General features: G+C 72.7%; 24 protein-coding genes and 2 pseudogenes. 14 read left to right on the top strand and 12 right to left on the bottom strand.

What is annotated here, in order from left to right:
• Positions 1 to 59: 59 nt before the first annotated feature.
• Positions 60 to 827: a GntR family transcriptional regulator gene (locus tag OG488_RS05125; RefSeq protein ID WP_329226325.1), complete on the bottom strand. Its 768-nt coding sequence runs from the start codon at positions 825 to 827 to the stop codon at positions 60 to 62.
• Positions 828 to 1,210: 383 nt separating this feature from the next.
• Between OG488_RS05125 and OG488_RS05130 the strand changes: the two genes are divergently transcribed.
• The 3 genes from OG488_RS05130 to OG488_RS05140 all read left to right on the top strand — a co-directional run bounded on the left by OG488_RS05130 (position 1,211) and on the right by OG488_RS05140 (position 3,062).
• A complete protein-coding gene (locus OG488_RS05130; protein WP_329226327.1) occupies positions 1,211 to 1,789 on the top strand; it encodes an SMI1/KNR4 family protein in 579 nt (192 codons plus the stop codon).
• Between the two features lie 81 nt (positions 1,790 to 1,870).
• Complete coding sequence (locus tag OG488_RS05135; RefSeq protein WP_329226329.1) at positions 1,871 to 2,044, top strand: hypothetical protein; 174 nt, start codon at positions 1,871 to 1,873, stop codon at positions 2,042 to 2,044.
• A 187-nt stretch (positions 2,045 to 2,231) separates the two neighbouring features.
• A complete protein-coding gene (locus OG488_RS05140; RefSeq protein ID WP_329226331.1) occupies positions 2,232 to 3,062 on the top strand; it encodes an alpha/beta fold hydrolase in 831 nt (276 codons plus the stop codon).
• A gap of 48 nt (positions 3,063 to 3,110) precedes the next feature.
• Here OG488_RS05140 and OG488_RS05145 read toward each other — a convergent pair.
• Positions 3,111 to 3,959: pseudogene (locus OG488_RS05145) on the bottom strand (DMT family transporter); the annotation flags it as partial.
• A gap of 47 nt (positions 3,960 to 4,006) precedes the next feature.
• On the opposite strand from OG488_RS05145, the gene pdxR reads away from it, so the two are divergent.
• The 3 genes from pdxR to OG488_RS05160 all read left to right on the top strand — a co-directional run bounded on the left by pdxR (position 4,007) and on the right by OG488_RS05160 (position 8,799).
• Positions 4,007 to 5,506, top strand: a complete 1,500-nt coding sequence (pdxR, locus tag OG488_RS05150) for a MocR-like pyridoxine biosynthesis transcription factor PdxR (RefSeq protein ID WP_329226333.1) — start codon at positions 4,007 to 4,009, stop codon at positions 5,504 to 5,506.
• A gap of 132 nt (positions 5,507 to 5,638) precedes the next feature.
• A complete protein-coding gene (locus OG488_RS05155; protein ID WP_329226335.1) occupies positions 5,639 to 7,219 on the top strand; it encodes an alkaline phosphatase D family protein in 1,581 nt (526 codons plus the stop codon).
• A gap of 182 nt (positions 7,220 to 7,401) precedes the next feature.
• Positions 7,402 to 8,799, top strand: coding sequence for a GNAT family N-acetyltransferase (locus tag OG488_RS05160; protein ID WP_329238442.1), 1,398 nt, complete (start codon positions 7,402 to 7,404; stop codon positions 8,797 to 8,799).
• Here OG488_RS05160 and OG488_RS05165 read toward each other — a convergent pair.
• On the bottom strand, positions 8,726 to 10,015 hold the full coding sequence (locus OG488_RS05165; RefSeq protein ID WP_329226337.1) for a trans-sulfuration enzyme family protein: 1,290 nt from the start codon (positions 10,013 to 10,015) through the stop codon (positions 8,726 to 8,728). The two genes, OG488_RS05160 and OG488_RS05165, sit on opposite strands and share 74 nt — an antisense overlap.
• A gap of 59 nt (positions 10,016 to 10,074) precedes the next feature.
• On the opposite strand from OG488_RS05165, the gene OG488_RS05170 reads away from it, so the two are divergent.
• The 3 genes from OG488_RS05170 (at position 10,075) to OG488_RS05180 (ending at position 13,324) form a co-directional block, all read left to right on the top strand.
• Positions 10,075 to 10,605: an Lrp/AsnC family transcriptional regulator gene (locus OG488_RS05170; RefSeq protein ID WP_329226339.1), complete on the top strand. Its 531-nt coding sequence runs from the start codon at positions 10,075 to 10,077 to the stop codon at positions 10,603 to 10,605.
• Positions 10,606 to 10,672: 67 nt separating this feature from the next.
• Entirely contained in the window at positions 10,673 to 12,361 is a 1,689-nt protein-coding gene (locus tag OG488_RS05175; RefSeq protein ID WP_329226341.1) for a DUF885 domain-containing protein, read from the top strand.
• 87 nt (positions 12,362 to 12,448) lie between these two features.
• Complete coding sequence (locus OG488_RS05180) at positions 12,449 to 13,324, top strand: ATP-grasp domain-containing protein (protein ID WP_329226342.1); 876 nt, start codon at positions 12,449 to 12,451, stop codon at positions 13,322 to 13,324.
• Between the two features lie 84 nt (positions 13,325 to 13,408).
• On the opposite strand, the gene OG488_RS05185 is transcribed toward OG488_RS05180, so the two are convergent.
• Positions 13,409 to 13,894, bottom strand: a complete 486-nt coding sequence (locus tag OG488_RS05185; RefSeq protein WP_329226344.1) for a rhodanese-like domain-containing protein — start codon at positions 13,892 to 13,894, stop codon at positions 13,409 to 13,411.
• A gap of 94 nt (positions 13,895 to 13,988) precedes the next feature.
• Between OG488_RS05185 and OG488_RS05190 the strand changes: the two genes are divergently transcribed.
• The gene (locus OG488_RS05190; protein WP_329226345.1) at positions 13,989 to 14,435 is read left to right on the top strand and encodes an Lrp/AsnC family transcriptional regulator; all 447 of its coding nucleotides are present in this window, start codon (positions 13,989 to 13,991) and stop codon (positions 14,433 to 14,435) included.
• Here the strand turns inward: OG488_RS05190 and OG488_RS05195 are convergent.
• From OG488_RS05195 to OG488_RS05205, 3 genes are all read right to left on the bottom strand, one after another.
• Positions 14,425 to 17,511 carry an SMC family ATPase gene (locus tag OG488_RS05195; RefSeq protein WP_329226347.1) on the bottom strand — a complete coding sequence of 1,029 codons (3,087 nt, stop codon included), beginning with the start codon at positions 17,509 to 17,511 and terminating at the stop codon, positions 14,425 to 14,427. The genes OG488_RS05190 and OG488_RS05195 overlap by 11 nt on opposite strands.
• On the bottom strand, positions 17,508 to 18,674 hold the full coding sequence (locus OG488_RS05200) for an exonuclease SbcCD subunit D (protein WP_329226348.1): 1,167 nt from the start codon (positions 18,672 to 18,674) through the stop codon (positions 17,508 to 17,510). The genes OG488_RS05195 and OG488_RS05200 overlap by 4 nt, the downstream gene beginning before the upstream one ends.
• Positions 18,675 to 18,806: 132 nt before the next feature.
• Complete coding sequence (locus tag OG488_RS05205) at positions 18,807 to 19,442, bottom strand: YigZ family protein (protein WP_329226350.1); 636 nt, start codon at positions 19,440 to 19,442, stop codon at positions 18,807 to 18,809.
• An 82-nt stretch (positions 19,443 to 19,524) separates the two neighbouring features.
• On the opposite strand from OG488_RS05205, the gene OG488_RS05210 reads away from it, so the two are divergent.
• On the top strand, positions 19,525 to 19,941 hold the full coding sequence (locus OG488_RS05210) for a CoA-binding protein (protein ID WP_329226352.1): 417 nt from the start codon (positions 19,525 to 19,527) through the stop codon (positions 19,939 to 19,941).
• 76 nt (positions 19,942 to 20,017) lie between these two features.
• Entirely contained in the window at positions 20,018 to 20,824 is an 807-nt protein-coding gene (locus OG488_RS05215) for an aminoglycoside N(3)-acetyltransferase (protein WP_329226354.1), read from the top strand.
• 7 nt (positions 20,825 to 20,831) lie between these two features.
• Here OG488_RS05215 and OG488_RS39225 read toward each other — a convergent pair.
• Positions 20,832 to 20,992, bottom strand: a pseudogene (locus OG488_RS39225) (YbaK/EbsC family protein); the annotation flags it as partial.
• A gap of 31 nt (positions 20,993 to 21,023) precedes the next feature.
• Positions 21,024 to 21,608, bottom strand: a complete 585-nt coding sequence (locus OG488_RS05220; protein WP_329226355.1) for a helix-turn-helix domain-containing protein — start codon at positions 21,606 to 21,608, stop codon at positions 21,024 to 21,026.
• Positions 21,609 to 21,702: 94 nt separating this feature from the next.
• Here OG488_RS05220 and OG488_RS05225 point away from each other — a divergent pair, with 94 nt between their 5' ends.
• Positions 21,703 to 22,569, top strand: a complete 867-nt coding sequence (locus OG488_RS05225) for an EamA family transporter (RefSeq protein WP_329226356.1) — start codon at positions 21,703 to 21,705, stop codon at positions 22,567 to 22,569.
• Between the two features lie 19 nt (positions 22,570 to 22,588).
• On the opposite strand, the gene OG488_RS05230 is transcribed toward OG488_RS05225, so the two are convergent.
• Positions 22,589 to 23,341, bottom strand: coding sequence for an acyltransferase (locus tag OG488_RS05230; protein ID WP_329238445.1), 753 nt, complete (start codon positions 23,339 to 23,341; stop codon positions 22,589 to 22,591).
• Between the two features lie 148 nt (positions 23,342 to 23,489).
• Between OG488_RS05230 and OG488_RS05235 the strand changes: the two genes are divergently transcribed.
• Entirely contained in the window at positions 23,490 to 24,023 is a 534-nt protein-coding gene (locus OG488_RS05235; protein WP_329226357.1) for a gamma carbonic anhydrase family protein, read from the top strand.
• Between the two features lie 80 nt (positions 24,024 to 24,103).
• Here the strand turns inward: OG488_RS05235 and OG488_RS05240 are convergent, their stop codons facing one another.
• Positions 24,104 to 24,766: a DedA family protein gene (locus OG488_RS05240; RefSeq protein WP_329226359.1), complete on the bottom strand. Its 663-nt coding sequence runs from the start codon at positions 24,764 to 24,766 to the stop codon at positions 24,104 to 24,106.
• 126 nt (positions 24,767 to 24,892) lie between these two features.
• Positions 24,893 to 25,330, bottom strand: coding sequence for a DUF4442 domain-containing protein (locus OG488_RS05245; RefSeq protein ID WP_329238447.1), 438 nt, complete (start codon positions 25,328 to 25,330; stop codon positions 24,893 to 24,895).
• Positions 25,331 to 25,367 lie beyond the last annotated feature (37 nt).

Here is a 25,367-nt window from a genome sequence, read left to right on the forward strand (position 1 = left end):
CGACGAGCATCCCGACGGCCACGCGAGCCTCCCGCTGACCGACGAGCGTCCCGACGGCCTCAGGAGGCCTTGCGCTCCTGCTCGTCGTGGCTGATCTCCAGCGCCCCGGAATCACCGAAGGTGAGCCGGCACGTGTCGGCCCGGTAGGTGGCGACGGAGACGGCCGCCGTACCGACGGTCGTGAAGTACCGCGTCGTGACCACGAGGACCGGAGCGCCCGGAAGCCGGTCGAGCTCCTTGGCGTCGTCCGCACGCGCGGACCCCAGCTCGACAGAGCGGTCCTGCCCGTCGAGGCCGGCACGGTGCAGTTCCCGCAGGACGCTCCGGGCCCGGGCGGGCCCGGACGGCGCCTCGATGGCGGAGAGCTCAGGGACGGACGACGTCGGGATGTACAGGAGTTCCGCCGCCACTGCCTGCCCATGGGCGACACGGATGCGGCGCACCACGTGCACGGCCTCCCCTGCCTCGGCGTCGAGAACGGCGGCTACGGCGGCAGGAGCGGTGGCGGTGACGCACTCGACGGGCTGCCATGCCCCGTCCGTGTCACCGTCAGCCCAGCCGTGCTGGGCGGTGGCGACGGCGACGCCCACCCGGGGCGGGGCGACGGTCGTACCGACGCCGCGGCGTCGCTGCAGCCTTCCTTCGAGCTCGAGCTGCTCGAGCGCCTGTCGGAGTGTCGCCCTCGCGACACCGAAACGCGCCGCGAGATCCCGCTCGTTGGGCAGCACCTCTCCCACCGCGAAGTCCGAGTCGAGCGCCTCACTGAGCACGGTCTTGAGGTGCCAGTACTTCGGCTCCTGCACCGATTCCAGCTGCGTGGTCCCCACCCTGTCCTCCGCATCCGCCCGGTGGCATTTTCCGCGACGTTATTTATTAAAGGTTCCTGCCTTATCGTTCAGACCTTAGGGCGGCGAACCACCTTGGTCAAGACCAATCCTCGTCCCGTAACGCAGCGGAACAGCCCACTGGCGCAGAGCGTTCACGGGACGTTCGTACGGCGGTGAAAGACCGCAACACGAAAGCCCTCGTACGAAGACCGCTCGTCGACACCCGGGAGGCTCACCAACGGAACGCCCCGATCGCCGGGCCGCTCGTGGAGTGGCGTGGAACGGCGGAACCGGGACGCCTTTCCGCACCCCCGCTGTCCTGCGTGGACGCGGCCCGGCCGCCCACCCGCCCCTTCCCTGCGGCATGGTGCAAGCCGGGTGCCATGCTTGCCGATCATCAGGAGTGCGACGTGGTCGTCACGGCCGTGGCTCCGGCAGGAACCGCAGTCCACGCGGACGGCCACGACGATTTCATCGACCGGACCAAGCACCCCTCGTGGTGGTCGGACACGCCCCGCGCCGCGGTCGGCGACGTGATGCGTGCGGTGGTGCTGGACGGCACCAGGACTCCGACACGGTTCAGCGCCTTGCCGAGCGACATACGAACGGCCCGCGGCCTGCGCCATACCGAACCACTGGCCCGCCTCTGTCCTCCGCCTTCCGGAGACGGCCGGGCGGTGCGGTGGGCCGCCGTGGAGGAGGCGTTGGGCATCGCTCCGCCGGCCGACTACAAGCAGCTCGTCCGCACACACGGCGGCGGGCTCTTCGCGGGGGTGCTCCACCTGCTGGAGCCGGGTTGCCCGGACGCGACGTACGACGTGGTCGCCCGGACCACGGAACGCGCGGAGATCCTTGCCGAGCTCTGGGCCGGAGGCGAGGAGAGGCCGCCCGAACTCCTGGAGGGCGGCACCCGGCTGGCGCCCTGGGGGTATGCAGAAGGTTCGGGACGCTTCCTGTACTGACTGGTCCGGCCCGGTGTAGAGCCGGAGGAGTGGACCGTCATCCTCAACGAGGGCCGCGGTCCCCTCCGGGAGGCACATCCGGTGTCGGGCAGCCCATTCCTGCACGACGTGGTGGCCGGTACGACGACGTCGTCCTACTTCACCGACCTCGACGACGTCGTCGACCCCGAGGACAGGACTCGGTTCGCACCCAACTCGCAGATCCTCGGTCCGTCGAAGCAGACGACAGAGACAACCGGTGGAAGCAGCCGGTAGAACATGCGTGGGCCCGACCGTCGCCTTCGGATCTCGCCCGTCCAACTGCACGCGTCCGACGAAACCTCCGCTCGCGTCAGGGGAATCGCCCTCCCCCTTGAACTGCCGGCTACTCGACGGTAATCATTGTTGACGACCCGTCTCATTGAGCAACGCCCAGTCCGCCAGGTCCGTCCCGAGGAGCAGCATGGCCACCACGGTCTCGTTCGCAGTCGACTCCCCCGCGGGCCCCCGTCAGGTCGAAGTGGCCTACGAACGGACAGGCCGCGGTGCACCGTTGGTGCTGCTGCACGGCATCGGCCATCACCATCAGGCCTGGGACCCGGTGCTGCGCATCCTGGCGGCGGAGCGAGATGTCATAGCCGTCGACCTGCCCGGTTTCGGGGCTTCGCCCGCGCTGCCGGACGGGCTCACGTACGGCATCGGAACCATGGCCCCGGTCCTCGGCTCGCTCTTCGACACACTCGGTGTGGAGCGCCCGCATGTGGCCGGGAACTCCTTGGGAGGCCTGCTGGCCCTGGAGCTGGGCCGCGAGAAGCGGGTGCGTTCGGTGACAACTCTGTCCCCCGCGGGCTTCTGGACGCCGAGCGAGCGCCGGTACGCGTTCGGAGTGCTGCGGGCGATGCGCGGGGCCGCACTCTCGATGCCGATGCCGCTGATCGAACAGCTCGCGAAGAGCTCACCCGGCCGCACCGCGTTGACCAGCACCATCTACGCCCGCCCCGGCCGCCGTTCGCCCGATGCGGTGGTGTCCGAGACCGTCGCCCTGCGCGAGGCCACCGGCTTCCGTCAGACTCTCGAAGCGGGTTTGACCGTCGCGTTCACCGACGACGTGCCGGACATCCCCGTCACTGTCGCGTGGGGCGTCAAGGACCGCCTTCTCCTGCGCCGGCAGGGCGTCAGGGCCAAGCAGGTGATCCCGGGTGCCCGGCTCGTCCGCCTTCCGGGCTGCGGCCACGTCCCGATGAACGACGACCCGGCCGCCGTGGCGCGGGTCATCCTCGACACGAGCCGCTGACGACCCGGTCCCGCCGCGGCTCAGGAGACCCGAGCCCAGCGCGACCCCCAGGCCCACCAGGAGGCTCCCCGCTCCCTGCCCCACGCCGTACGTCCCCGTGCCGACCAGTGGTGCCGTCAGCGCGGCGGACACGGGGATCAGCCCGGAGAAGAGCGTGGCGCGTTCGGCACCGATGCGCCGCATTCCGCTGTACCAGCAGACGAAGCCGATGACGGTGACCACCACCGCCTGCCAGAGCAGCGCGAGCGTCTCCACCGGAGTGGGCACCCTCAGAAAGCCCCCGCCGTCGAGCAGGACGCCGAGCACCACCGACTCCCCGGCTGCGGCTGCGCACACGGCGGCCGACAGCAGCTTCGGTCCCAGCCGGCGCAGCAGCGGCACGGCGAGGACCGCGAAGCCGACCTCCCCGCCCAGCGCGCCCACCGAGAACAGCATTCCCGCCAGGTCGGTCCTGCCCCAGCCCTGGACGGTGAACGCCCCGACGGCCACGAGGCCCGCCGAGCAGAGGACCGCCCGGGTGGGACGGCGCCGTTCCAGGGCGGGGACGAGGACGCCGACCACGATGGGCGCACAGCCGACGAGTACCCCGGGCACCGCGGGTTCCGCCGTCCGTTCCGCTGCCAGGACCGCGAGGTTGAAGCCGACCATTCCGACAGCGGCGAGAGCCCCGAGACGCACCCACTGCCGCCGGGTGAGCATCGCCAGGGCGACGGTGGGCGCCGGGCCGCCGCCCCGGCGCAGGAGCGGCAGGAGGAGCAGGGCGGCGAGACCGTACCGCAGTGCCTGGCCGCCCGCGTACGGGTAGTCGCCGAGGACGCTGTTCGCCGTGAAGGAGGCGCCGACGAGCATGCAGGCGAAGGCCGCGAGCAGGGCCCCGCGCAGGGGAGTCGTGTTCATGAGGGCGACGCTAGATTCCGCCGCGGTCCGGTTTAAGGTCCACTTCCATGACGTCTTCCGGGACCAATCACGCGCCAGGACCTGCCTCCATGGAAGGCGAGTCGAGTGCTTCCGCCGCCTGGGAACTGCTGCTTCCCGCCGCCTCCGCCCCGGCCCGCGGGCGGGGCCGCGCCCTGCAGTCGGCTCTGCGCGAAGCCGTGCGCTCGGGCCGTCTGGCGGCCGGTACACGGCTGCCGGCCAGTCGTGAGCTCGCCGCCGATCTCGGGGTCTCCCGCGGCCTGGTGACCGAGGCGTACGAGCAGTTGACGGCGGAGAGTTATCTCCGTTCCGGCCGGGGCGCGGGCACCTGGGTGAGCGGAACGGTACGGCCCGCCGCCCGGACGGTGCGGGATCTGTCACCCCGCGCGCCCGGCGCACGCGTGGACTTCCGCCCGGGCACCCCTGATCTCGCGCTCTTCCCACGGAGTGCCTGGGCGGCGGCTCATCGCACCGTCCTGGACCGGCTGCCGCACAGTGCCCTCGGCTACCCGGATCCGCGCGGCCTGCCCGAGCTTCGTGTGGCGCTGGCCTCCCTGCTTGCCCGCCGACGTGGTGTGGTGGCCGATCCGGAGCGGGTGGTGGTGTGCTCGGGCGTGGCCCAGGCGACGACCCTGCTCGGCTTCGTCCTGCGCGGACGAGGTGCGACGACGGTGGGGACCGAGGACCCCGGGAGCCCCGAGCACGCCTCGCTGTTCGCCTCCACCGGCCTGACGACGATCGGCCTGCCGCTCGACGACGAGGGCCTGGCGGTCGGGCCGCTGGTGCGCTCCGGCGTGCGCGCCGTGGTCACGACCCCTGCCCATCAGTTCCCCACCGGCATCGCGTACTCCGCGGATCGGCGCGCGGCCCTGCTCGACTGGGCGCGCGCCACCTCAGGAGTGATCATGGAGGACGACTACGACGGCGATTTCCGGTACGACCGGGCGCCGGTCGGGGCTCTGCAGGGGCTGGACCCGGAGCACGTCGTGTACACCGGCTCGGTCAGCAAGTCCCTGGCCCCCGGCCTCCGGCTCGGCTGGCTGATCGCCCCGGCGTCGATGACCGACGAGATCGTCGCCCGCAAACGCACCATGGACCTCGGCAATCCGTCGGTCGACCAGGCGGTCCTGGCGGACTTCGTCGCCGGCGGCGCCTACGACCGGCAGCTCCGCCGCTGCCAGCGCGCCTACAGGGAGCGCCGGGACGCCATGACAGAAGCCCTGGCCACGCACTTCCCGGGGACGGAGGTCAGCGGGATCTCCGCGGGCCTGCACATCATCGCCCGACTGCCGGAACGGTTCGGCCCGCAGGACGAGTTGCTGCGGCGTGCGGCCGCCGCCGACATCGCACTGCGTCCGCTGAGCGACTGCGCGGCGACCGGTGCGGACAGGGCGGACAGTGGGGACGGTACGGACGACGGCTCGGTCCGCCTGGTGCTCGGATACGCGCATCTGGCTCCCACCGCGGTCGAAGCCGGCGTCCGCCTGCTGGCCGAGGCGGTCCGGAGGGGCCGGGCGGGCCGGGCGTAGGGGCCGGCGGACCCGGTTGTTCATCTGCGGTTCGGGAACCGGCTGCCGCCGGGGACTAGGTATGGGGTCCGCAACCTGCCTGTACGGATCCGCTGTTCCGGCAGCCCCGCTCGCCGCCCTGGAGGCGCATCGATGTCGAACCGTCCCCTCGTCCCGGCCCCGGGCCGCCGCTCCGTCCTGCGCGGCTCGCTCATCGCCTCGGCCGCGGTCGCCGCCCCCGCGGTGTTCGCCACGGCACCCGCGCTGGCGCTGTCCGGCCGCCCGAGCGCGTCGTGGGGGGTCCAGGCAGGTGACGTGACGGCGTCGTCCGCGCTGGTGTGGGTGCGCTCGGACCGCCCGGCCCGGATGGTGGTCGAGACGTCCGCGACCGAGTCCTTCCGCCGCGCCCGGACCTGGCACGGCCCGCTGATCGGGCCCGGCACCGACTTCACCGGGACGACCCCGCTGCACGGGCTGCCGGCCGGCCGGCAGGTCCACTACCGCGTCACGCTCGCCGACCCGCACGATCCCCGGCGCACGGGAAAGCCGGTGTACGGCACCTTCCGCACCGCCCCCGCCGACCGCCGGGACGGGGTGCGGTTCCTCTGGTCGGGCGACATCGCCGGACAGGGCTGGGGCATCAACCCCGACATCGGCGGCTACCGGGTCTACGACGAGATGCGCCGCCTGGATCCGGACTTCTTCCTGTGCAGTGGCGACAACATCTACGCGGACGGGGTTCTCGAGCCCAGCGTGACGCTGCCCGACGGCAGGATCTGGCGCAACATCACGACCCCGGAGAAGTCGAAGGTCGCCGAGACCCTGGACGAGTACCGAGGGAACTTCCGCTACAACCTGCTCGACGACAATCTGCGGGCGTTCAACGCGCAGGTGCCCGGGATCGTCCAGTGGGACGACCACGAGGTGCGCAACAACTGGTATCCCGGGCAGATCCTCGACGACGCGCGCTACACCGAGAAGAACGTGGACCTCCTCGCCGCCCGCTCGATGCGGGCGTTCCGCGAGTACTTCCCCGTACCCACCCTGCGGGCGTCGCCGGGCGAACGGCGGATGCACCGCGTCGTGCGGCACGGCCCGCTGCTCGACGTGTTCGTGCTGGACATGCGGTCGTTCCGCAACGCCAACTCGCCCGGCCGGCAGCCCGACGACACCACGGGCATCCTCGGCGCGGAGCAGCTGGGCTGGCTCAAGAGCGAGCTGTCGCGGTCGCGTGCGGTGTGGAAGGTGATCGCCGCCGACATGCCGCTGGGGCTGGTGGTCCCGGACGGGGCCACGGACTTCGAGGCGGTCGCGCAGGGCGACCCGGGCGCACCGCTGGGCCGGGAGCTGCAGATCGCCGAGCTGCTGCGTCACATCAAGCACCGGCGTATCACCGGTACCGTCTGGCTGACGGCCGACGTGCACTACACCTCCGCACAGCACTACTCGCCCGAGCGGGCTGCCTTCAAGGACTTCGCGCCGTTCTGGGAGTTCGTCTCGGGGCCGCTGGCGGCCGGTGGTTTCCCCGCCAACGCGCTGGACGCGACGTTCGGCCCCGAGCGGGTCTTCGTCCGGGCACCGGGCAGGGCGAACGTCTCCCCCATGGAGTCCCCGCAGTTCTTCGGAGAGGTCGACATCGACGGCGGGAGCGGGGAGCTGACCGTGCGACTCCGGGCGCAGGGCGGGGCGGTCCTGTTCAGCAAGGTGCTGCAGCCGGGACGCATCGAGCAGTGAGCGGACGCCGTTCGCCGTCGCGCCGGGCGTACCCCTCGGCACGAGAGCACCAGAGCAGCCAGAGCAGCACAGCACGAGGACAGGAAAGGTGCGGAAGGCGATCAGATCCACACGTAACCCATCAGTCACAATGCGTTCGTGACCAGGCAACACCGTTCGGTCACAGTGAATGCATGACTGATGTGACATCCACGAAGAGTGCCCGCCGTCCGCACCACTGGCGGCGGGACCTGATCGAGCTGGCCGCCCTCTTCACCGCCGTCGCCGTGGCCGACGCGATCGCCAACCTGATCGGGCACCAGCCGGACGGCCCCTATCTGCTCATCGCCTCGGCCGTGGCCCTGGCCGCCACGGCCGCGTTCCACACCTGGTGGGCACGCCGGCACAGTCACGCACCGCCCCCGAGCCCCGATACCGGCATCGGCGCCGGTCCGGGGCTCCCCGCCACCGAGGCGGACGCCGATGCCGACGCGGCCGTCGAAACCGTGCTCTGGCGGATGCGGACGACCGTGCGGGACGCCCCTGGAACCCTGGCGGCTCTCTGCACCGCTCTCGCCCGTCACCGCGTGGACATCCTCACCCTGCAGACCCACCCGCTGGCCGAGGGCACCGTCGACGAGTTCCTGCTGCGCGCTCCCGCGGCGCTGCCGGCCCAGCAGCTCACCCGGGAGATCTCCGCCGCCGGCGGATCCTCCACCTGGATCGAGCGCGCGGACGCGCACGACCTGGTGGACACACCCACTCGGGTCCTCGGCCTCGCCACGCGCACCGCGCTGGACGCCGCCGAACTCCCCCTGGCGCTGCGCCAGCTCCTGGGCCGGTGCACCATCCACTCGCTGCCCGCCCTGTCGATCACCGGACGCCCCACCGGGGAGAGCGCACCGGTGGAAGGCGTCCTCGAGGACACGGTGATGCGGCTGCGCGATCCGTCGGGCGGTGTCATCACCGTCGAGCGCCCCTACCTCGCCTTCACACCCACCGAGTTCGCCCGTGCCCGGGCCCTCGTCGAGCTGGACGCCCGGCTCGGCCCGCGCGTGCCGCGCAGCGAGGACGTCCTCACCCTGCCCGAGGGCAACGAGATCACCGTGCGCCGTGCGGACCGTGACGACCTCGACGCGGCCCTCGCCCTGCACGGCCGCTGCTCCGAGCGCACCCTCGGCCTGCGGTACCACGGTCCGGTCCGTGACGCCGACCGGTATCTGGACCACCTGCTGAGCCCCCGGTTCGGCCGCACGCTCGCCGTGCAGACGGCCTCCGGCCGGATGGTGGCCCTCGGCCACCTGCTCTGGGACGGGGACGAGACCGAGGTGGCGCTCCTCGTCGAGGACGACTGGCAGCGCCGCGGTATCGGTTCCGAACTCCTCGGCCGACTGGTCGCCCTGGCCGTCGAGGCGGGCTGCGAGAGCGTGTACGCCGTGACGCAGGCCCACAACACCGGGATGGTGGCCGCCATGCGGGCGCTCTCGCTGCCCCTCGACTACCAGATCGAGGAAGGCACCCTGGTCATCACGGCGCGGCTGGCCCCTGCACCCGCCCGGCAGTCCGACCGGCCGACGACGACGGAGTCGGCGACCCCGTAGGGCGCGCCGTCGACGTCCCGGCCGCTGCCCCGGACCGCACCGGCGGAACAGCGCTTCGGTCGCTGAGCGCCTGACAGAGATCGGCCCAGAGGTCCTCGACGTCCTCCAGACCGACCGACATGCGCAGCAGTCGGTCGCCGACACCCGCGGCCCTCCGGTCTCCCTCACCCACGATGCGGTGGCTGATGGAGGCCGGATGCTGGATGAGCGTGTCCACGCTGCCGAGACTCACGGCCGGGGTGATCAGCCGGACCCCGGCGATGATCCGGTGGGGGTCGCCGAACACCTCGAACGACACCATGGCGCCGCCGATCTCCGGGTAGTGCACCCGCGCGACCCGGGGGTCGGCCGAGAGCCTGCGGGCCAGTTCCGCGGCGGACGAGGACGCGGCCCTGATGCGTACCGGCAGGGTGGACAGCCCGCGCAGCAGCAGGTAGCCGGCCATCGGGTGCAGCACACCCCCTGTGGCGAACCGCACCTGCCGCAGGGTCGCGGCGAACTCCTCGTCGCAGGCGACGACACCGCCCATCACATCGCCGTGCCCGCCCAGGTACTTGGTGGCGCTGTGCAGGACGATCCGCGCGCCGTGTTCGAGAGGCCGCTGGAGCACGGGCGTGGCGAAGGTGTTGTCGACGAGGAGGGGTACCGCACCGCAGGAGTGCGCCACAGCCCTGATGTCGAGCTCGGCCAGTGTCGGGTTGGCGGGCGTCTCGACCATCACCAGCCCCGTGTCCGGGCGGATCGCGTCGGCGATGCCCGCCGGGTCCGTCCACGTCACCTCGGTGCCCAGCAGGCCGGCGCCCAGGAGGTGGTCGCTGCAGCCGTAGAGGGGGCGCACCGCGACCACGTGGCGCAGCCCCAGGCTCGCGCGGGCCAGCAGGACAGCGGTGAACGCCGCCATTCCGCTGGCGAAGGCCACCGCGCTCCCGGCCCCCTCCAGCCGGGCCAGCGCCGTCTCGAAGCGGGCGGTCGTCGGGTTGTCCAGCCGTGCGTACACGGGCGGGCCGTCGGGCCTGGCCCCCGTGGCGGCGAAGGCGTCGATGCGCGCGGCCTCGCCCCGGGAGTCGTACGAGGGGTAGGTGGTGGACAGGTCGATCGGGGCGGCGTGCAGACCGAGAGAGGCGAGATCGTCGCGTCCGGCGTGCACGGCTTCGGTGGCGAGGGCCCTGGACCGGAAGGAGGGCTGGGATGTCAGCGAGGAGGCTTCGGTGTCCATGTCACCAGACTGAACAGTGACCGGCCGGAGGCGCCCGTGTCCCGTGCTACGTTCGCGCGATGCCTGAATCAGTCGCACTGGATCCGGTCGACCTGCATATTCTGCGCCTCCTGCAGAACGATGCCCGGACGACGTACCGGGAGCTCGCCGCCGAAGTCGGAGTGGCACCGTCCACCTGCCTGGACCGCGTGGCACGGCTGCGTCGCTCGGGCGTGATCCTCGGGCACCGGCTCCGGCTCGATCCGGCACGGCTCGGCCGCGGCCTGGAGGCGCTGCTGCTGGTGCAGGTCCGGCCGCACCGCAGGGAACTCATCGGGCCCTTCGTCGAACGGATCAGGGCGCTGCCGGAGTCGCGGGCGTTCTTCCATCTCACCGGGCCCGACGACTACCTGGTTCATGTGGCCGTCGGTGACCCGACCGATCTGCAGCGTCTGGTGCTCGACGAGTTCACCTCACGCCGCGAGGTGGCACGCGTCGAGACCCGGCTGATCTTCCAGCAGTGGGAGTGCGGCCCGCTGATGCCGCCCACGACGGGCGCGCGGCAGCCCGCCGACACCCCGGACGCCCGCCCCGGCCCCTCGGCTTCTTGAGCCTCTCCCCCGGGGAGAAAGCCTTTTCCCCGTGACGTGAGGGCCTCCGCCGTACGAGGATGTCCACATGTCAGACACATCGAGCAGCGCACTGCCGCGCCAGGTCGCCGACGCCTACGTCGACGCATACATCGAACTCGACCCGATCACCGGTACCTATCTCGGTGTCGCGGAAAGCTCTCGCCGGCTGCCCGATTTCTCGCCCGCAGGTCAGGAGGCCGTGGCCGGCCTCATCCGCAGGACGCTCGTCGAACTCGACGCCGCGGAGCGGGTACCGGGTGCGGACACCGACGAGGAAAGGCGTTGCGCGCGACTGCTGCGGGAACGCCTGAACGCCGAACTCGCCGTCCACGAGGCCGAGGAGGGGCTGCGGGCCGTCTCCAACATCCACTCCCCGGCGCACAGTCTCCGTGACGTGTTCTCGGCGACGCCGACGGCGACGGACGAGGACTGGGCCGCCGTCGTGGACCGCCTGCGCGCGGTTCCGGCCGCGCTGGAGGGGTATCGCGCCTCGCTCGCGCTCGGTCTGGAGCGCAAGCTGTACGGCGGTCCGCGCCCGGCCGCGACGTTCATCGGACAGCTGGGCACCTGGGCCGGGGAGGGCGAAGGCCCCGGATTCTTCCAGGACTTCGCGGCCGGTGGGCCCGCGGCACTGCGCACGGAGCTGGGCGAGGCGGCCGGGCAGGCCGCCGCGGCCCTGGTCACGCTGAGGGACTGGATGAGGGAGGTGTACGCCCCCGCGATCGAGGGCGCCCCCGACACCGTGGGCCGCGAGCGCTACGCCCGCTGGGCCCGCCAGTTCAACGGCACGGACCTGGATCTCGACGAGGCGTACGCCTACGGCTGGTCCGAATACCACCGGCTGCTGGCCGAGATGAAGACCGAGGCCGACAAGGTCCTTCCTGGTGCGGGCCCCTGGGAGGCGCTCGCCCACCTCGATGTGCACGGCAAGCACATCGAGGGCGTGGAGGAGGTACGGGTGTGGCTGCAGAGCCTGATGGACGAAGCCATCGAGGCGCTCGACGGCACCCACTTCGCGCTCGCCGAGCGGGTACGGAAGGTGGAGTCCCGGATCGCTCCCCCGGGCGGTGCCGCCGCTCCGTACTACTCCGGCCCCTCCGAGGACTTCTCGCGCCCCGGCCGTACCTGGCTGCCCACCATGGGCGAGACCCGTTTCCCGGTGTACGACCTGGTGTCCACCTGGTACCACGAGGGGGTGCCGGGCCACCATCTGCAGATCGCGCAGTGGACCCACGTGGCGGACAGCCTCTCCCGGTACCAGGCGTCGATCGGCCACGTCAGCGCCAATGCCGAGGGCTGGGCGCTGTACGCGGAGCGGCTCATGGACGAGCTGGGCTTCCTGCCCGACGCCGAGCGCCGGATCGGTTACCTGGACGCGCAGATGATGCGTGCCTGCCGGGTGATCGTGGACATCGGCATGCACCTGGAGCTGGAGATCCCGGCGGACTCGCCGTTCCATCCGGGCGAGCGCTGGACGCCGGACCTGGCCCAGGAGTTCTTCGGCAGCCACAGCGGCCGGCCGGCCGACTTCGTGGAGAGCGAGCTGACCCGCTATCTGTCGATGCCGGGCCAGGCCATCGGCTACAAGCTGGGCGAGCGTGCCTGGCTGCTGGGCCGGGAGAACGCCCGGAAGGCGCACGGCGACGCGTTCGACCTGAAGGCCTGGCACATGGCGGCCCTGTCGCAGGGGTCGCTCGGTCTGGACGACCTGGTGGACGAGCTGTCCAAGCTCTGATGCCGTCGGTGCCGGGGCGTGCGCGGACGCGCGCCCCGGCACCGCGCCATCCTCTTCCCCTCCCGCGGCCCGAAGGACGAACTCCGCATGACTGACCCCGGATTCCTGTTCTGCCAGGACCCGCTGCGGCCGCGGCAACCGGATCCCCAGTTCGCCCAGGAGGCGGCCGCCGCCCGGCGGGCCGGCGCGCGGATCGTCCTGGTCGACCACGACGCGCTGCTGGCCGGGGACGCCGAGACGGCCGTCGGCCGGGCCGCGCGGGACTCGGGGCCGTACTGGTACCGGGGCTGGATGATCCCGTCCGCCCGCTACGAGGACCTGGAGCAGGCCCTCCTCGCCCGTGGCTGCTCCCTCCTCACCGATGCCTCCGCGTACCGCACGGCGCACGAACTCCCCGGTTGGTACGAGACGTTCGCCGGTCTCACCCCGCGCAGCGTCTGGCGGGACGTGCCGTCCGGAGCGGCCCTCCCGGATCCCGCCGTCCCGGTCGGCCTCGCCTCGGTTCTCGGGTCGGGGCCCGGCATCGTCAAGGACTACGTGAAGTCCCGTAAGCACGAGTGGCACGAGGCGTGCTTCGTGCCGGACCTCGGGGACTCCGGCCGTCTCGCGGACGTCGTCGGCCGGTTCGTCGAACTGCAGGGGGACTTCCTGGACGGCGGGCTGGTGCTGCGCGCGTACGAGCGGTTCGTGCCGGGCGGTGAGGCACGGGTGTGGTGGGTGGGCGGCGAGGCCGTGCGGGTGACCGCCCATCCGGACACGCCCGGCCGGCTCCCGGCGCCCGGACTCGGCACCGTCGGCGTGGCCGTGCGCGCCCTCGGCTGCCGATGGGTGACCACCGACATGGCGCTCCGGGAGGACGGGGAGTGGCGGGTGGTGGAGGTCGGGGACGGCCAGGTCAGCGGCCTGCCCGACGGAGACGACGGCGAGGACCTGTTCGCCGCGCTGCTGAGGAGCCGATCCTGAACGCGGTCGGCCCCGGCACCTGATGCCCTTCGCCACGCTCTTCGACGACGTGCCCCGGACGCGTGGACCGGGACCGGACCGGGCTCAGCAGCCGCAGTCGTCGGTGCCGGCGGGCACCGTGAGCGGGTCGGCGGTGCGCCGGGCGGGCCCCTCCCAGGTCTCGAAGGCGAACCCCTCCCGCACCCAGTACTCGAATCCGCCGAGCATCTCCTTGACCTGATAGCCGAGTTCGGCGAGCGCCAGGGCGGCCCGGGTCGCTCCGTTGCATCCCGGCCCCCAGCAGTAGGTGACCACGGGCAGGGCCGGGTCGAGGAGTCCGGCCGCCTGCTCCGCGATGAGGGCGGTCGGCAGGTGCACCGCACCGGGGACGTGCCCCTGGTCCCAGGACGCGGTGGACCGGGAGTCCAGCACGACGAACCCGGGGTCGCCGTCGGCCTCCAGGGCAGCCGCCACGTCGGACACGTCCGCGTGGACGGCGAGTGAGGCAGCGAAGTACGCCGCGGCGGCTGCGGGAGGGGCGGGCGGCACCCGGAGGACCGAGTTGGCCGTGATGACGTTCTGTGAGTTCATGACCAGAAATCTACGGTCGACTCCCCCTCGCCAGAAGGAGTGATCCCCGGCACATCGCTTGATCGGCAGGGGGCTTCCCCTGTTGTGTGACCCCATGACCGAGTATTCCCCGGACGCCACGGACTGGCGCATCCTCGATGTCCTCCAGCGCGACGGACGTGCGACCTTCGCCGAGCTGGCCCGCGCCGTGGCGATGTCCCCGAGCGCCGTCACCGAGCGGGTACGCCGCCTCGAGGAGGCGGGGGTGATCAGCGGGTACGCCGCGGTGGTGGACCCGGAGCGGCTGGGGCTGCCGATCCTCGCCCTCGTGCGGCTGCGCTATCCGAACGGCAACTACAAGCCGTTCCACGACCTGACCGACACGACGCCCGAGATCGTGGAGGCCCACCATGTGACCGGCGACGACTGTTTCGTCCTGAAGGTGAACGCCAGGTCGATGCGTCATCTGGAGGAGGTCACGGGGAGGATCGGCGCCCTCGGTTCCGTGACCACCAGCGTCGTCTACTCCTCGCCCCTCCCCCGTCGGGCGGTCAGCCGCTGAGCGTGCCGGCCGCCCGGTGGACCACCGCCGATCCGTGCCGTTCCTTCACCACTTCGAGCTGGGCGGGGATGCGCCGGCGCAGGTCGGCCACGTGGCTGACGATGCCGACGCTGCGGTCGCGTTCGCGCAGCGAGTCGAGGACGTCGAGGACCTCGTCCAGCGTCTGGTCGTCCAGGCTGCCGAAGCCCTCGTCGATGAAGAGCGTGTCCAGCCGTACACCGCCCGCCTCGTCCGTCACCACGTCGGCGAGGCCGAGGGCCAGGGCGAGCGAGGCGAAGAAGGTCTCCCCGCCGGACAGCGTGGCCGTGTCACGCTCCCGGCCCGTCCAGGAGTCGACGACGTGCAGGCCGAGCCCCGCCCTGCGGCCCCCACTGCGCTCGTCGGAGTGGACCAGCGTGTAGCGGCCCGACGACATCCGCTGCAGGCGGGCCGTCGCCGCGGCCGCCACCTGTTCGAGGCGGGCGGCCAGGACGTACGCCTCGAGTCGCATCTTGCGCTCGTTGTCCGCGGAGGTGCCCGCGGTCAGGCCGGCGAGGCGGGCCACCCTCTCGTACTCCTGGAGCCGTGGCCCCAGGGCGCGCACCTCGTCCTCTGCGCGGCGCGAGAGCCTGCCGAGCTCCGCGCCACGGTCCCGCGCGGCGTCGTGCACGGCGGCGCTGTCCCTCAGCTCCCTCGCGGCCAGGTCGTACGCCGTCCGCGCCGCGTCGGGCGTGGCGGCCGGGCGCTCGGCGGCGGCGCGGGCGTCCTCCTCCGCGAGCCGGTCGGCGACCGCCGCGGCCTCCGTCTGCCAGGCATCGATACGGTGCTGGAGCTCCCGCTGCGCGGTGTCGCCGAGGAGCTTCGCGGCGGCTGCCCGCGGGGTGTCGAACCCCGCCCGGAAGGCGGCGTCGGCGAGCCTGCCGTCGGCCTCCTTGAGCCGCTCCGCCGCGTCCTGCTCGGCGCGCAGCGCCTCGGAGGCGGCCGCGAGCAGGCCGGCACGGCGTTCGAGCAGCGCGGCGTGCTCGGCCACGGAGGCACAGGCGCCACGGGCCGTGGCCAGATCGGCCTCCAGCCCGGCCTGCTCACGGTCGAGCGCTTCCCGCTGCGAGGTGCGGGCGGCCGCGCGCCGTTCCGCCTGCTGCCGGTCGTCGACACGGCCGAGGTGCTCACGCTCGGCGGTGGCGAGGGCCTCCCTGGCCGCGTGCGTTCCCGCGGCCAGGCGGTGGGCGTCCGCGTGGTCCCGGGTCAACCGGTCGACGGCCTCCTGGAGCCGGGCGACGGAGACCTGGGCCGGGTCCGGCGGCCCGGACGTGCCGGGAGCGCCGGAAGCGCCGGGTCCGTCCGCCGCCGGGTCCGCCGGGTCCTCCGCCGACTCCGCCCGCGCCGCCATGAGCCGTTCTCGCAGGACGCCGAGCTCGTTCTCCGCGTCGGCACGGGCCCGGTCGGCACGCTGGTGCGCACCGAGTGCCTGCTCCTCCGTGGCCCGGTCCACATGGCCGGCTTCCGCGCGGGCGGGCTCCGGGTGCTCGGCCGAGCCGCACACCGTGCAGGCCTCGCCGTCGACGAGCCGTCCGGCCAGCTCCGCCGCGATGCCGCGCAGCCGCTGCTCCCGGAGTGCCAGCCACGTCTCGTGCGCTTCCACGGCACACTCACGCGCGGCGGTGAGGGTCGCGGCCGCGGTCTCCTCCTGTGCGGCGAGCGCGTCGCGCCGACGGGCCGCCTCCAGCCTCCTGCGGGCGGGGGCGAGCCGGCCGGCCAGTTGCTCCGCGCGGGTCGCCGCGTCCTGTCCCGCCTCGACGTGCTCCCTGAGGCGGCGGTGGGTGGCGTCCCATCCGGCCAGCCATTCCGTCGCCTCCAGGATCAGTTCGTCGTCGGAGCGGGACTGCCTCTCCAGGCCGGCCCGCTCGGCGTCGATCTCCCTGCTGCGCCGTTCGGCGCGACGTGCCGCGCCGAGTCCGCCCAGTTCCGCCCGGAGCCCCCGTTCTCTCGCGGCGAGCTGTTCGAAGCCCGCCTGGGCCAGTTCCGGGGGCAGCGCGGCACAGGACCGCTCGCGGGCCCCGGCAGCCGCTCGGTGGGACCGCTCGGCCTCGTCGCGCAGGTCGAGCGCGGGGGCGACCAGGTCCGCCTTGCGCGCGCGGGTCAGCTGTTCGTGGCAGCGGTCGCGTTCCGCGCGGCGGTCCTCCAGCCCGGCGGCACGACGGCGGGTCTCCTCGTAACGCTGCTGGAGCCGGTCGAGTTCACGCTCGGCCTCGAGCCTCCGGCGTGCGGCGGCGCTCCGCTCCTCCGCCCCGGCCAGGACACAGCGGGCGATGTCGAGCCGCTCCAGGGCGCCGCTGCGCGCGACGGCGGCCCATTGCAGGACGCCCTCCGCGAGACCGGGCTCCCCGGGCCGCGTCTCGGGCAGCTCCACCTCGTCCGCCGCCGGACCGGCCGCCTGCGCGATGCGCTGGGCGAGCGCGAGGACCTGCTCGTCCCCGGCCTTGACCCGGGCTTCGGCCGCCCGTCGCTGTTCGGCGAGCCGTTCCTCGACGGCCGCGAAGCGACGGGTGTCGAAGAGCCTGCCGAGCAGCCTTCCGCGTGCCTCCGCGTCGGCGCGGAGGAACCGTGCGAAGTCGCCCTGCGGCAGCAGCACCACCTGGCAGAACTGCTCCCGGCTCATCCCGAGGAGGCCGCCGATCTCCTCACCGATCTCCTGGTGGGACCGGCTGAGCGCCTTCCAGCCGTGCTCGGGGTCGTGCTCGCGCAACCAGCTCTGCGCCTTCTCCGTCGTGAAGCCGCCGCCCCTCTTCTTGGGGCGGGGCTGCGCGGGCCGCCGGGTCACTTCGAGGCGGCGCCCCCCGACGGTCAGCTCCAGCCGCACCTCGGTCGGCAAATCCACCGGGGCGTGGTCGCTGCGCAGCGAGGTGCCGGGGCTCTGCCGGGCTCCGGGCACCGCTCCGTACAGGCCGTAGCAGACGGCGTCGAGGACGGACGTCTTGCCCGCACCGGTCGGGCCGTGCAGCAGGAAGATGCCGGCCGAGGAGAGTGCGTCGAAATCGACCTCCTGGGTGGCACCGAAGGGTCCGAACGCGGTCAGGGTGAGGGTGTGCAGCCTCAACGGGACACCTCGTCGATCGCGTCGCCGACCCGTACGTCGTCGAAGGCGGCGCGCAGCACCTTCCGCTCCTGTGCGCTGGGGCCGCTTCCGCCGCGCACATGGGCCACGAAGTCCTCCGCCACCTGCTGGTCGTCACGCCCCTTGAGCCGCTGGGCGTACGACGCGAGGGGGTCCTGCGGAGCACGCTCGGGCTCGAAGACCAGGCTGAGGGTGTGCGGGAACCGTTCGAGCAGGCGGGCCATCGGCTCCTCCGGGCGCGCGGGGTCGGTGAGGGTGGCTTCCACCCAGGACCCGCGGTGCCGTTCGAGGGCCGGGTCGTCGAGCAGTGCGTCGAGGCGTCCCCGGAGCCGGGCGAGCGGGCGCGGGGCGGGGCAGTCGACGCGCTCGGCGCCGAGGGCTCCGTCGGGGCCGAGGTCGATCAGCCACATCGTCTTGCGGTGGGCGTGCTCCGAGAACGAGTACGCGAGCGGCGAGCCCGAATAGCGGACGCGTTCCGTGACCGTCTGGCAGCCGTGGAGATGGCCGAGGGCCACGTAGTCGACGCCGTCGAAGACTCCCGCGGGGACGGCCGCGACACCGCCGACGGTGATGTCGCGTTCGCTGTCGCTGGGTTCGCCGCCCGCCACGAAGGCGTGGGCGAGGACAACGGAGCGTGTGCCGTCCTGCCGGGTGGCGAGATCGGCCCGTACCCGGTCCATGGCCGCCGTGAGGACCGCTTCGTGCCCGGCCTTCGACGCGCCCAGGCTGTCGCGGACGAGGGCGGGTTCCAGGTAGGGCAGGCCGTAGAACGCCACGTCGCCGCCCGCGTCGTGCAGCACGACCGGGGTGGCGCAGTCGTCCGGATCGGTCCGGAGGTGGATGCCCGCCCGCGCGATCAGTCCCGCGCCGACGCCGAGCCTGCGGGCGGAGTCGTGGTTCCCGGAGATCATGACGGTCGGCACACCGGCGTCGGCCAGCCGGTGGAGCGCGTCGTCGAACAGCTGGACGGCGGAGAGCGGTGGTACGGCCCGGTCGTAGACGTCGCCCGCCACGACGACCACGTCGGCCTCGTGTTCCCGCACGGTCCGCACCAGGTGGTCGAGGAACGCGGCCTGGGCGTCGAGCATCGGGACGCGGTGGAACGACCGCCCCAGGTGCCAGTCCGAGGTGTGCAGGATCCTCACGACATCACTCCGACAGTTCCGGTCTGCATGGTCCACTTCCTCCGCCCCGGGACCGAACCGGTCCACCACCCCACCCGCCCCGGTTTTCCCCGGCAGGCCCGACCACGCTAGTGCCGCGCGGCCCCGGACCCCTCATCCGGCCCCGACGTCCCCGTACGCCTCGCCACCCAGTTCGAGCGTCGCGGAGCCCGCCGTGGCATCGGCCAGCCAGGCCCTGAAGCCCTCGACCTCGGCGTCCGGCAGCCCGATCGCGATGGTCACCGACTCCGCGTAGGTCACGTCGTGGACGGCGGTCCCGGTGGCGCGCAGATCGTTCTCCAGCTTGCCCGCCCGCTGGTGGTCCACGGTGACCGTGGCGAGCCGGAACCGCCGGCGGGTGGTCGTACCCAGGGCGTCCAGCGCCTCACCGACCGCTCCTCCGTACGCCCGGATCAGCCCGCCCGCGCCGAGCTTGACCCCGCCGAAGTAGCGCGTGACGACGGCGACGGCGTACCGCACCTCCCGGCGCATGAGCATCTGCAGCATGGGGACGCCGGCCGTCCCGCCCGGCTCCCCGTCGTCGCTCGCCTTCTGCACCGAGGCGTCGGCGCCGATGACGTAGGCGAAGCAGTTGTGGTTGGCGGTGGGGTGCTCCTTGCGGACGCGCGCGACGAAGTCCTGCGCCTCCTGCTCGGTGGCGGCGGGGGCGAGCGCGCAGAGGAAGCGCGATCGGCTGACCTCGGTCTCGTGCACGCCCGCGCCGGCGACTGTCCGGTACTGCTCCTGCATCGGTCCAGCTTATGTGCCGGTACGACCGGCGCATTCACCCTCCCGTGGGGAATGGCCCGCCGGGGCCGTCCGTTGTCAGGGCATGTACGCAGACGATGAGACGGTGCGCGGGATCCTTCAGGACACGGGTGACACCTGGGCGGTGGTCGGCCTGTCGAACAACCGGTCCCGCGCGGCCTACGGGGTCGCGGAGGTCCTCAAGCGCTTCGGCAAGCGAGTGGTGCCCGTCCACCCCAAGGCCGAGCAGGTCCACGGCGAACAGGGGTACGCCTCGCTGGCGGACATACCCTTCCCCGTCGACGTGGTGGATGTCTTCGTCAACAGCGACCTGGCGGGCGCTGTCGCCGACGAAGCGGTGGCGGCCGGCGCGAAGGCGGTCTGGTTCCAGCTCGGGGTGGTCGACGAGGCGGCGTACGAGCGTACGCGCGCGGCGGGCCTCTCCATGGTGATGGACCGCTGCCCGGCGATCGAGATCCCCCGCCTGGATCCCCGCCGCTGAGTTCTGCCGACGGCCGCTGCCCGCGCGGTGCGCCGCCGTGCGGGCGTGGTGTCGCGGAGGGCCCTCGGCGGGGAGAATGTGTGCTGTGACACACCCTCTCCTCCTCGGCGGTGAACGCGCCGCCACCCAGCTCTGCGAGCTCGGCGTGCGCCGGGGTGGCGTCCTGCTGGTGCACGCGTCCATGCGCGCCACGGGGGCCTCCACCTGGTGCATGACGGAGGCCCTGCGCCGTGCACTGGGCCCGGAGGGGACCGTCGTCGTCCCCGCCTTCACCCCGGAGAATTCGGACACCTCGCGCTCCTACCTGGAGCGGGTCCGGGGGCTCAGCGAGAAGGCCCGTGCGGCGATGCGGGCGGCGATGCCCGCCTTCGACCCGGTGACGTCCCCCGCCCCAGGGATGGGAGCGCTCGCAGAGACCGTGCGGCAGGCTCCGGGAGCGATACGCAGCGGCCACCCGCAGACCTCGTTCGCCGCGCTGGGCCCGGCGGCCGGGAAGCTGCTCACCGGCCACCGCCGGGACTGCCATCTGGGCGAGGACTCCCCTCTGGCCCGCCTCTACGAGGCCGATGCGCAGGTCCTCCAGCTGGGCACGGGCTTCGACAGCTGCACCGCTTTCCACCTGGCGGAGTACCGCCGCCCCTCCCCGCCCCGCCGCCTCTACCGCTGCGTGGTGGCGTCGGAGGACGGACCCCGCTGGTGGGAGTACGAGGACATCGCCCTCGACGACAGTGACTTCGGCGCTCTGGGGGACGACTTCGCCCGTGCACGGAGCCGGGAGGTCCGCACCGGCCACGTGGGGTCGGCACCGAGTCGTCTCTTCCCCCTCCGCGCGGCTGTGGACTTCGCCGGGGGATGGCTGAGGGCCCACAGGACCGAGGGCTGACGGAGGCGGCCGTGTCGGCGACCTCGGGGTCGGTGTCGACGTGGACGATCGACTCGGCCGGGATTCCGCCCCACCCCGCTGTTACGGCCTCGGCGACGGAGGAGGGGAGGAGGTCCAGCGGTCGGCGGCGGGAGAGGCATCGTCGAAAGGACCCAGGGGTGCGCGCATACGGCTCACGCTGACAGCCGCCGTGAGCAGCTCACTTGCCCTCTCGGCGGACCGGCGGGATCGTCACCGCCATGGTCAGGGCCGCGGGCTCGGAGCCGTCGTTGCGGTAGCCGTGCGGCACGTGGGCCTCGAAGGTCGCGGAGGCGCCGGCCGGAACGATGTGGGTCTCACCGTCGACGACGAGGGTCAGTTCGCCCTCCGTGACGTGAAGCAGCTCCACCGTTCCTTCGGGGTGCGGGTCGGAGGCGCTGCCCTCGCCGGGCATCAGGTGCCAGGACCAGAGCTCGATCGGTCCCCTGGCCTCAGCGCCCACCAGCAGGGTGGTCGAGCTGCCGGCCTCCGTCGACCACATGCGCACCGCCTGACTCGCGGGCACCAGACGCACCTGGGTTCCCTGCTCGTAGTCGAGCAGCGTGGTGATGCTGACACCCAGGGCGTCGGCGAGTTTGACGGTGGTGCCGACACTCGGATTCGTCCGCGCCTGCTCGATCTGGATGATCATGCCCCGGCTGACCCCTGCTCGGGCCGCCAAGGCGTCCAGGGTGAAGCCGCGCTCGCCCCGCCAGCGCTTGAGATTGCGGGCGAGCGACTGGGTCAGCTGATCGAGGTCAGACACATTCCGTCCAATATTCTGGATGACAGAGTCAAAAATACTGCACTACGGTGTGGTGCACCCACCCGACCACCGCACTGTACTGCGAGGCCCCCCGATGACCGCACTGTTCGCCCTGGCCACGAGCCTGCTCTGGGGGCTGGCCGATTTCGGTGGCGGGCTACTCACCCGGCGCACGCCCGCCCTGACGGTCGTCGTCGTGTCGCAGGCCATCGCGGTCGTCGTCCTCGGGGTCGTGGTGATCGCGACCGGCGGCTGGAGCGAGGCCGGAAGCCTGCTCTGGTTCGCGGTCGCGGCGGGCGTCGTCGGGCCGGTCGCGATGCTCAGTTTCTACAAGGCGCTGGCCCTGGGGCCGATGGGCGTGGTCTCCCCCCTCGGTTCCGTCGGAGTGGCGGTCCCCGTGGGAGTGGGCCTGCTCGTCGGTGAGCGGCCGGGCCTGCTGCAGTTCGCCGGGGTGGCCGTCGCCGTCGTTGGCATCGTCCTGGCCGGAGGCCCACAGCTGCGCGGTGCGCCGGTGCAGCGCCAGGCGATCGCCCTGACCCTGCTGGCCGCCTTCGGATTCGGGGCGGTGATGACCCTCATCGCGGAGGCCTCCACCACCGTGACCGGTCTCTTCCTCGCACTCTTCGTCCAGCGCGTCACGAACCTCGCGGTCGGCGGAACGGCCCTGTTCGTCTCCGTGCGGCGCGGCGGCCGGGCGCTGCCCGAGGAGGGCGGACTCGGGACCGTACGGGCCGCCCTGCCCGCTCTGGCCTTCGTCGGGCTCGCCGACGTCGCGGCCAACGGCACCTACTCGATCGCCGCCCAGCAGGGGCCGGTCACCGTGGCCGCCGTCCTGGCCTCGCTCTATCCGGTGGTGACCGCGCTGGCGGCGCGCGGTGTGCTGGGTGAGCGGCTGCGCGGACTCCAGGCGGCGGGCGCGGGCCTGGCCCTGATCGGAACGGTCCTGCTGGCGACGGGCTGAAGCCCGGGACCGCCGGGCCTCAGGCCCTTTCGGCCGGGTCCTCCAGCAGCAGGGCGACCGCGGCCAGCTGCTCGGACGTCACCCCGTCCGGGATCGGCACCGGCGCGGGGGTGCGCAGCGGCGGCTGCCAGCCCTTCTCCGGATCCCAGCTGCGCACCACACGGGCCGGCGCCCCCGCCACGACCGCGTGGTCGGCGACCTCTCCTCGTACGACGGCTCCGGCGGCGACCACCACGTTCCGGCCGAGCCTGGCCCCCGGCAGGATCACCGCTCCGGTACCGATCCAGCATCCGGGACCGATCACGACCGGCTCCATGCGCGGCCACTGCCGGCCGACCGGTTCGTCCGGGTCGTCGTAGCTGTGATTGGTCGAGGTGATGTACACGTACGGCCCGCAGTAGGTGTCCGAGCCGATCGAGACCGATGTGTCGGCGATGACATGGCTCCCCCGGCCCAGCACCACACCGTCGCCCAGGGTCAGGATGGGCTCGGACCCGAGGTCCAGATCGGGCATCAGGCCGGCGGTGAGCGTCACCTGCTCACCGATGATGCAGTGGTCGCCCAGCTCGATCCACGGCTCACCGAAGACCGTTCCCTGGGGGAAGGCGAGTCGTGTTCCCGCACCGATCCGGCCGAAGCGGAGCGGCCCGGGGTGCTGTGCGGTGACGGCTCCGGTCTCCTGCACCCAGGCCCAGACGCGGTGGACGGCGCGGGAGGTGACACCACGCCGCCGGCGGGTCAGGGAGGAGAGGAACGTACGGTTCGTCGGCACCCGCTCACGGTAGTCGGCCCTCCCGGAGCGGTCGGCGCTCCGGGCTGTGATGTTCACCCCACCCGTTCTGACGGCCGGGGGCGTCCATTACGGTTCGTGCGGAGCAGAGGGGTGCCGTGCGCACCACACCCCACCGGAGGAGCAGGCGATGGCAGAGCAGGCGTTGGTCACCGGCATCGGCGGCAAGGAGCCGGACATCGATCCGGACGCCTTCCTCGCGCCGACCTCCGTCGTCATCGGCGAGGTGTCGATGGCCGCGGGCTCCAGTGTCTGGTACCAGGCCGTGCTGCGTGCCGACTGCGGCCCGATCTCCCTGGGCCCCGACAGCAACATCCAGGACAACTGCAGCGTCCACACCGACCCCGGCTTCCCGCTGACGGTGGGCGCGAGGGTCTCGGTCGGCCACAACGCCGTGCTGCACGGCTGCGTCATCGAGGACGACGTCCTCGTGGGCATGGGCGCCACCGTGCTCAACGGCGCGCACATCGGTGCGGGTTCGCTGATCGCGGCGCAGGCGCTCGTACCCCAGGGGATGCGGGTGCCGCCGGGCTCCCTCGTCGCCGGCGTACCGGCCAAGGTCAAGCGGGAGCTGACCGCCGAGGAGCGCGAGGGCATCGCCTTCAACGCGGCGGGCTACGTCGAGCTGGCGAAGGCGCACCGCGCGGCGCACCAGGAGGGCTGACCCCCGGGCCGTCCATGGCGTGCGCGGTCCCGCGCGGCGGTGGCCGCACGGGGGGCCACGCGGCGGTGGCCGCGCGGGGGTCAGTCGGCTGCGGGGACCGCGTCCGGCTCGGGCGCCGGCACGGAGCTCTCGGCCTGCTCCGCGGCCTTCTTGGCCCGGTTCTTCAGAACCAGCATCGAGGTCACGCCGATCAGCACGGCGGCCAGCAGGCCCAGCCACGAGAAGCGCTTGAGCCACGCCTCGGCGACGACCCCCACGGTGTAGATGACGGCGGTGGTGCCGCCGGCCCAGACGATCCCGCCGAACACGTTGGCGATCAGGAACTTCCAGTACGGCATGCGCAGCACCCCGGCCAGGGGGCCCGCGAAGATGCGCAGCAGGGCGACGAAGCGGCCGAAGAAGACCGCCCACACGCCCCACTTCTCGAACGACCGCTCCGCCAGCGCGATCTGGGGCGCCCCGAAGTGCTTGGGGAACCTCCGGCCGAGCCAGGAGAGCAGCGGGCGCCCTCCTCTGCGGCCGATGGCGTAGCCGATCGAGTCGCCGATGATCGCACCGGCGGACGCGCAGGCGCCGAGCACCACGGGGTCGATGTCACCGTGCTGGGAGGCGAGGAGCGCCGAACTCACGAGGATGATCTCGCCCGGCAGCGGAATACCGAGGCTCTCGAGCCCGATGACGACCCCCACCAGGAGGTAAATGCTGACCGCGGGTACGGTCTCGAGCCACTCCTGGACGTGCAACGCCGGTCCCTCCCGTAAGAAATCTGCCGCCGCGCACCACGAGTGGTGCACGGCGGGCAGCCTACCGGGCCGGGTGGCCGGCGCGACCGGCGCGGCCCCGTCCGGGGCACGCGGGGCCGGAGGGGGTCAGCGGTTCGGACGCAGCGTCCAGACGACGGTCATCTCGCTGGTGACCGCTCCGTCCGCGCGGCGGATCTCGACGCCGACGGGGAATTCCGGGCGCTTGCCCTCGTCCAGTTCCGCGACGACCTCGGCTGCCGGGCGGCCCAGCACCGCGGTCGCGGTGAGCTCGCCCATGGCCACCTTCTTGAAGGCCATCTCCGTGGTGACGGGCAGGGGGACGGCGCGGGCCATCTGGTCGCCGAACGCGGCGACGACGATCGCGCCGCTCGCCGACTCGGCCAGCGTGAACATCGCTCCGGCGTGGGGTCCGCCGAGGTGGTTGTGGTAGTCCGCCCGGTCCGGGAGCGAGAGGACGGCACGCTCCGCGGTCGTCTCCAGGTACGTGATGCCGAGGGTCCGGACCATCGGGACGCTCGCGGACAGGATGTCGCCGACTGTCATCTCTTCAGTGCTCATGGCGGCGATGTTACTAGCGAGT

The organism is Streptomyces sp. NBC_01460, from assembly GCF_036227405.1.
Lineage (GTDB): Bacteria > Actinomycetota > Actinomycetes > Streptomycetales > Streptomycetaceae > Streptomyces.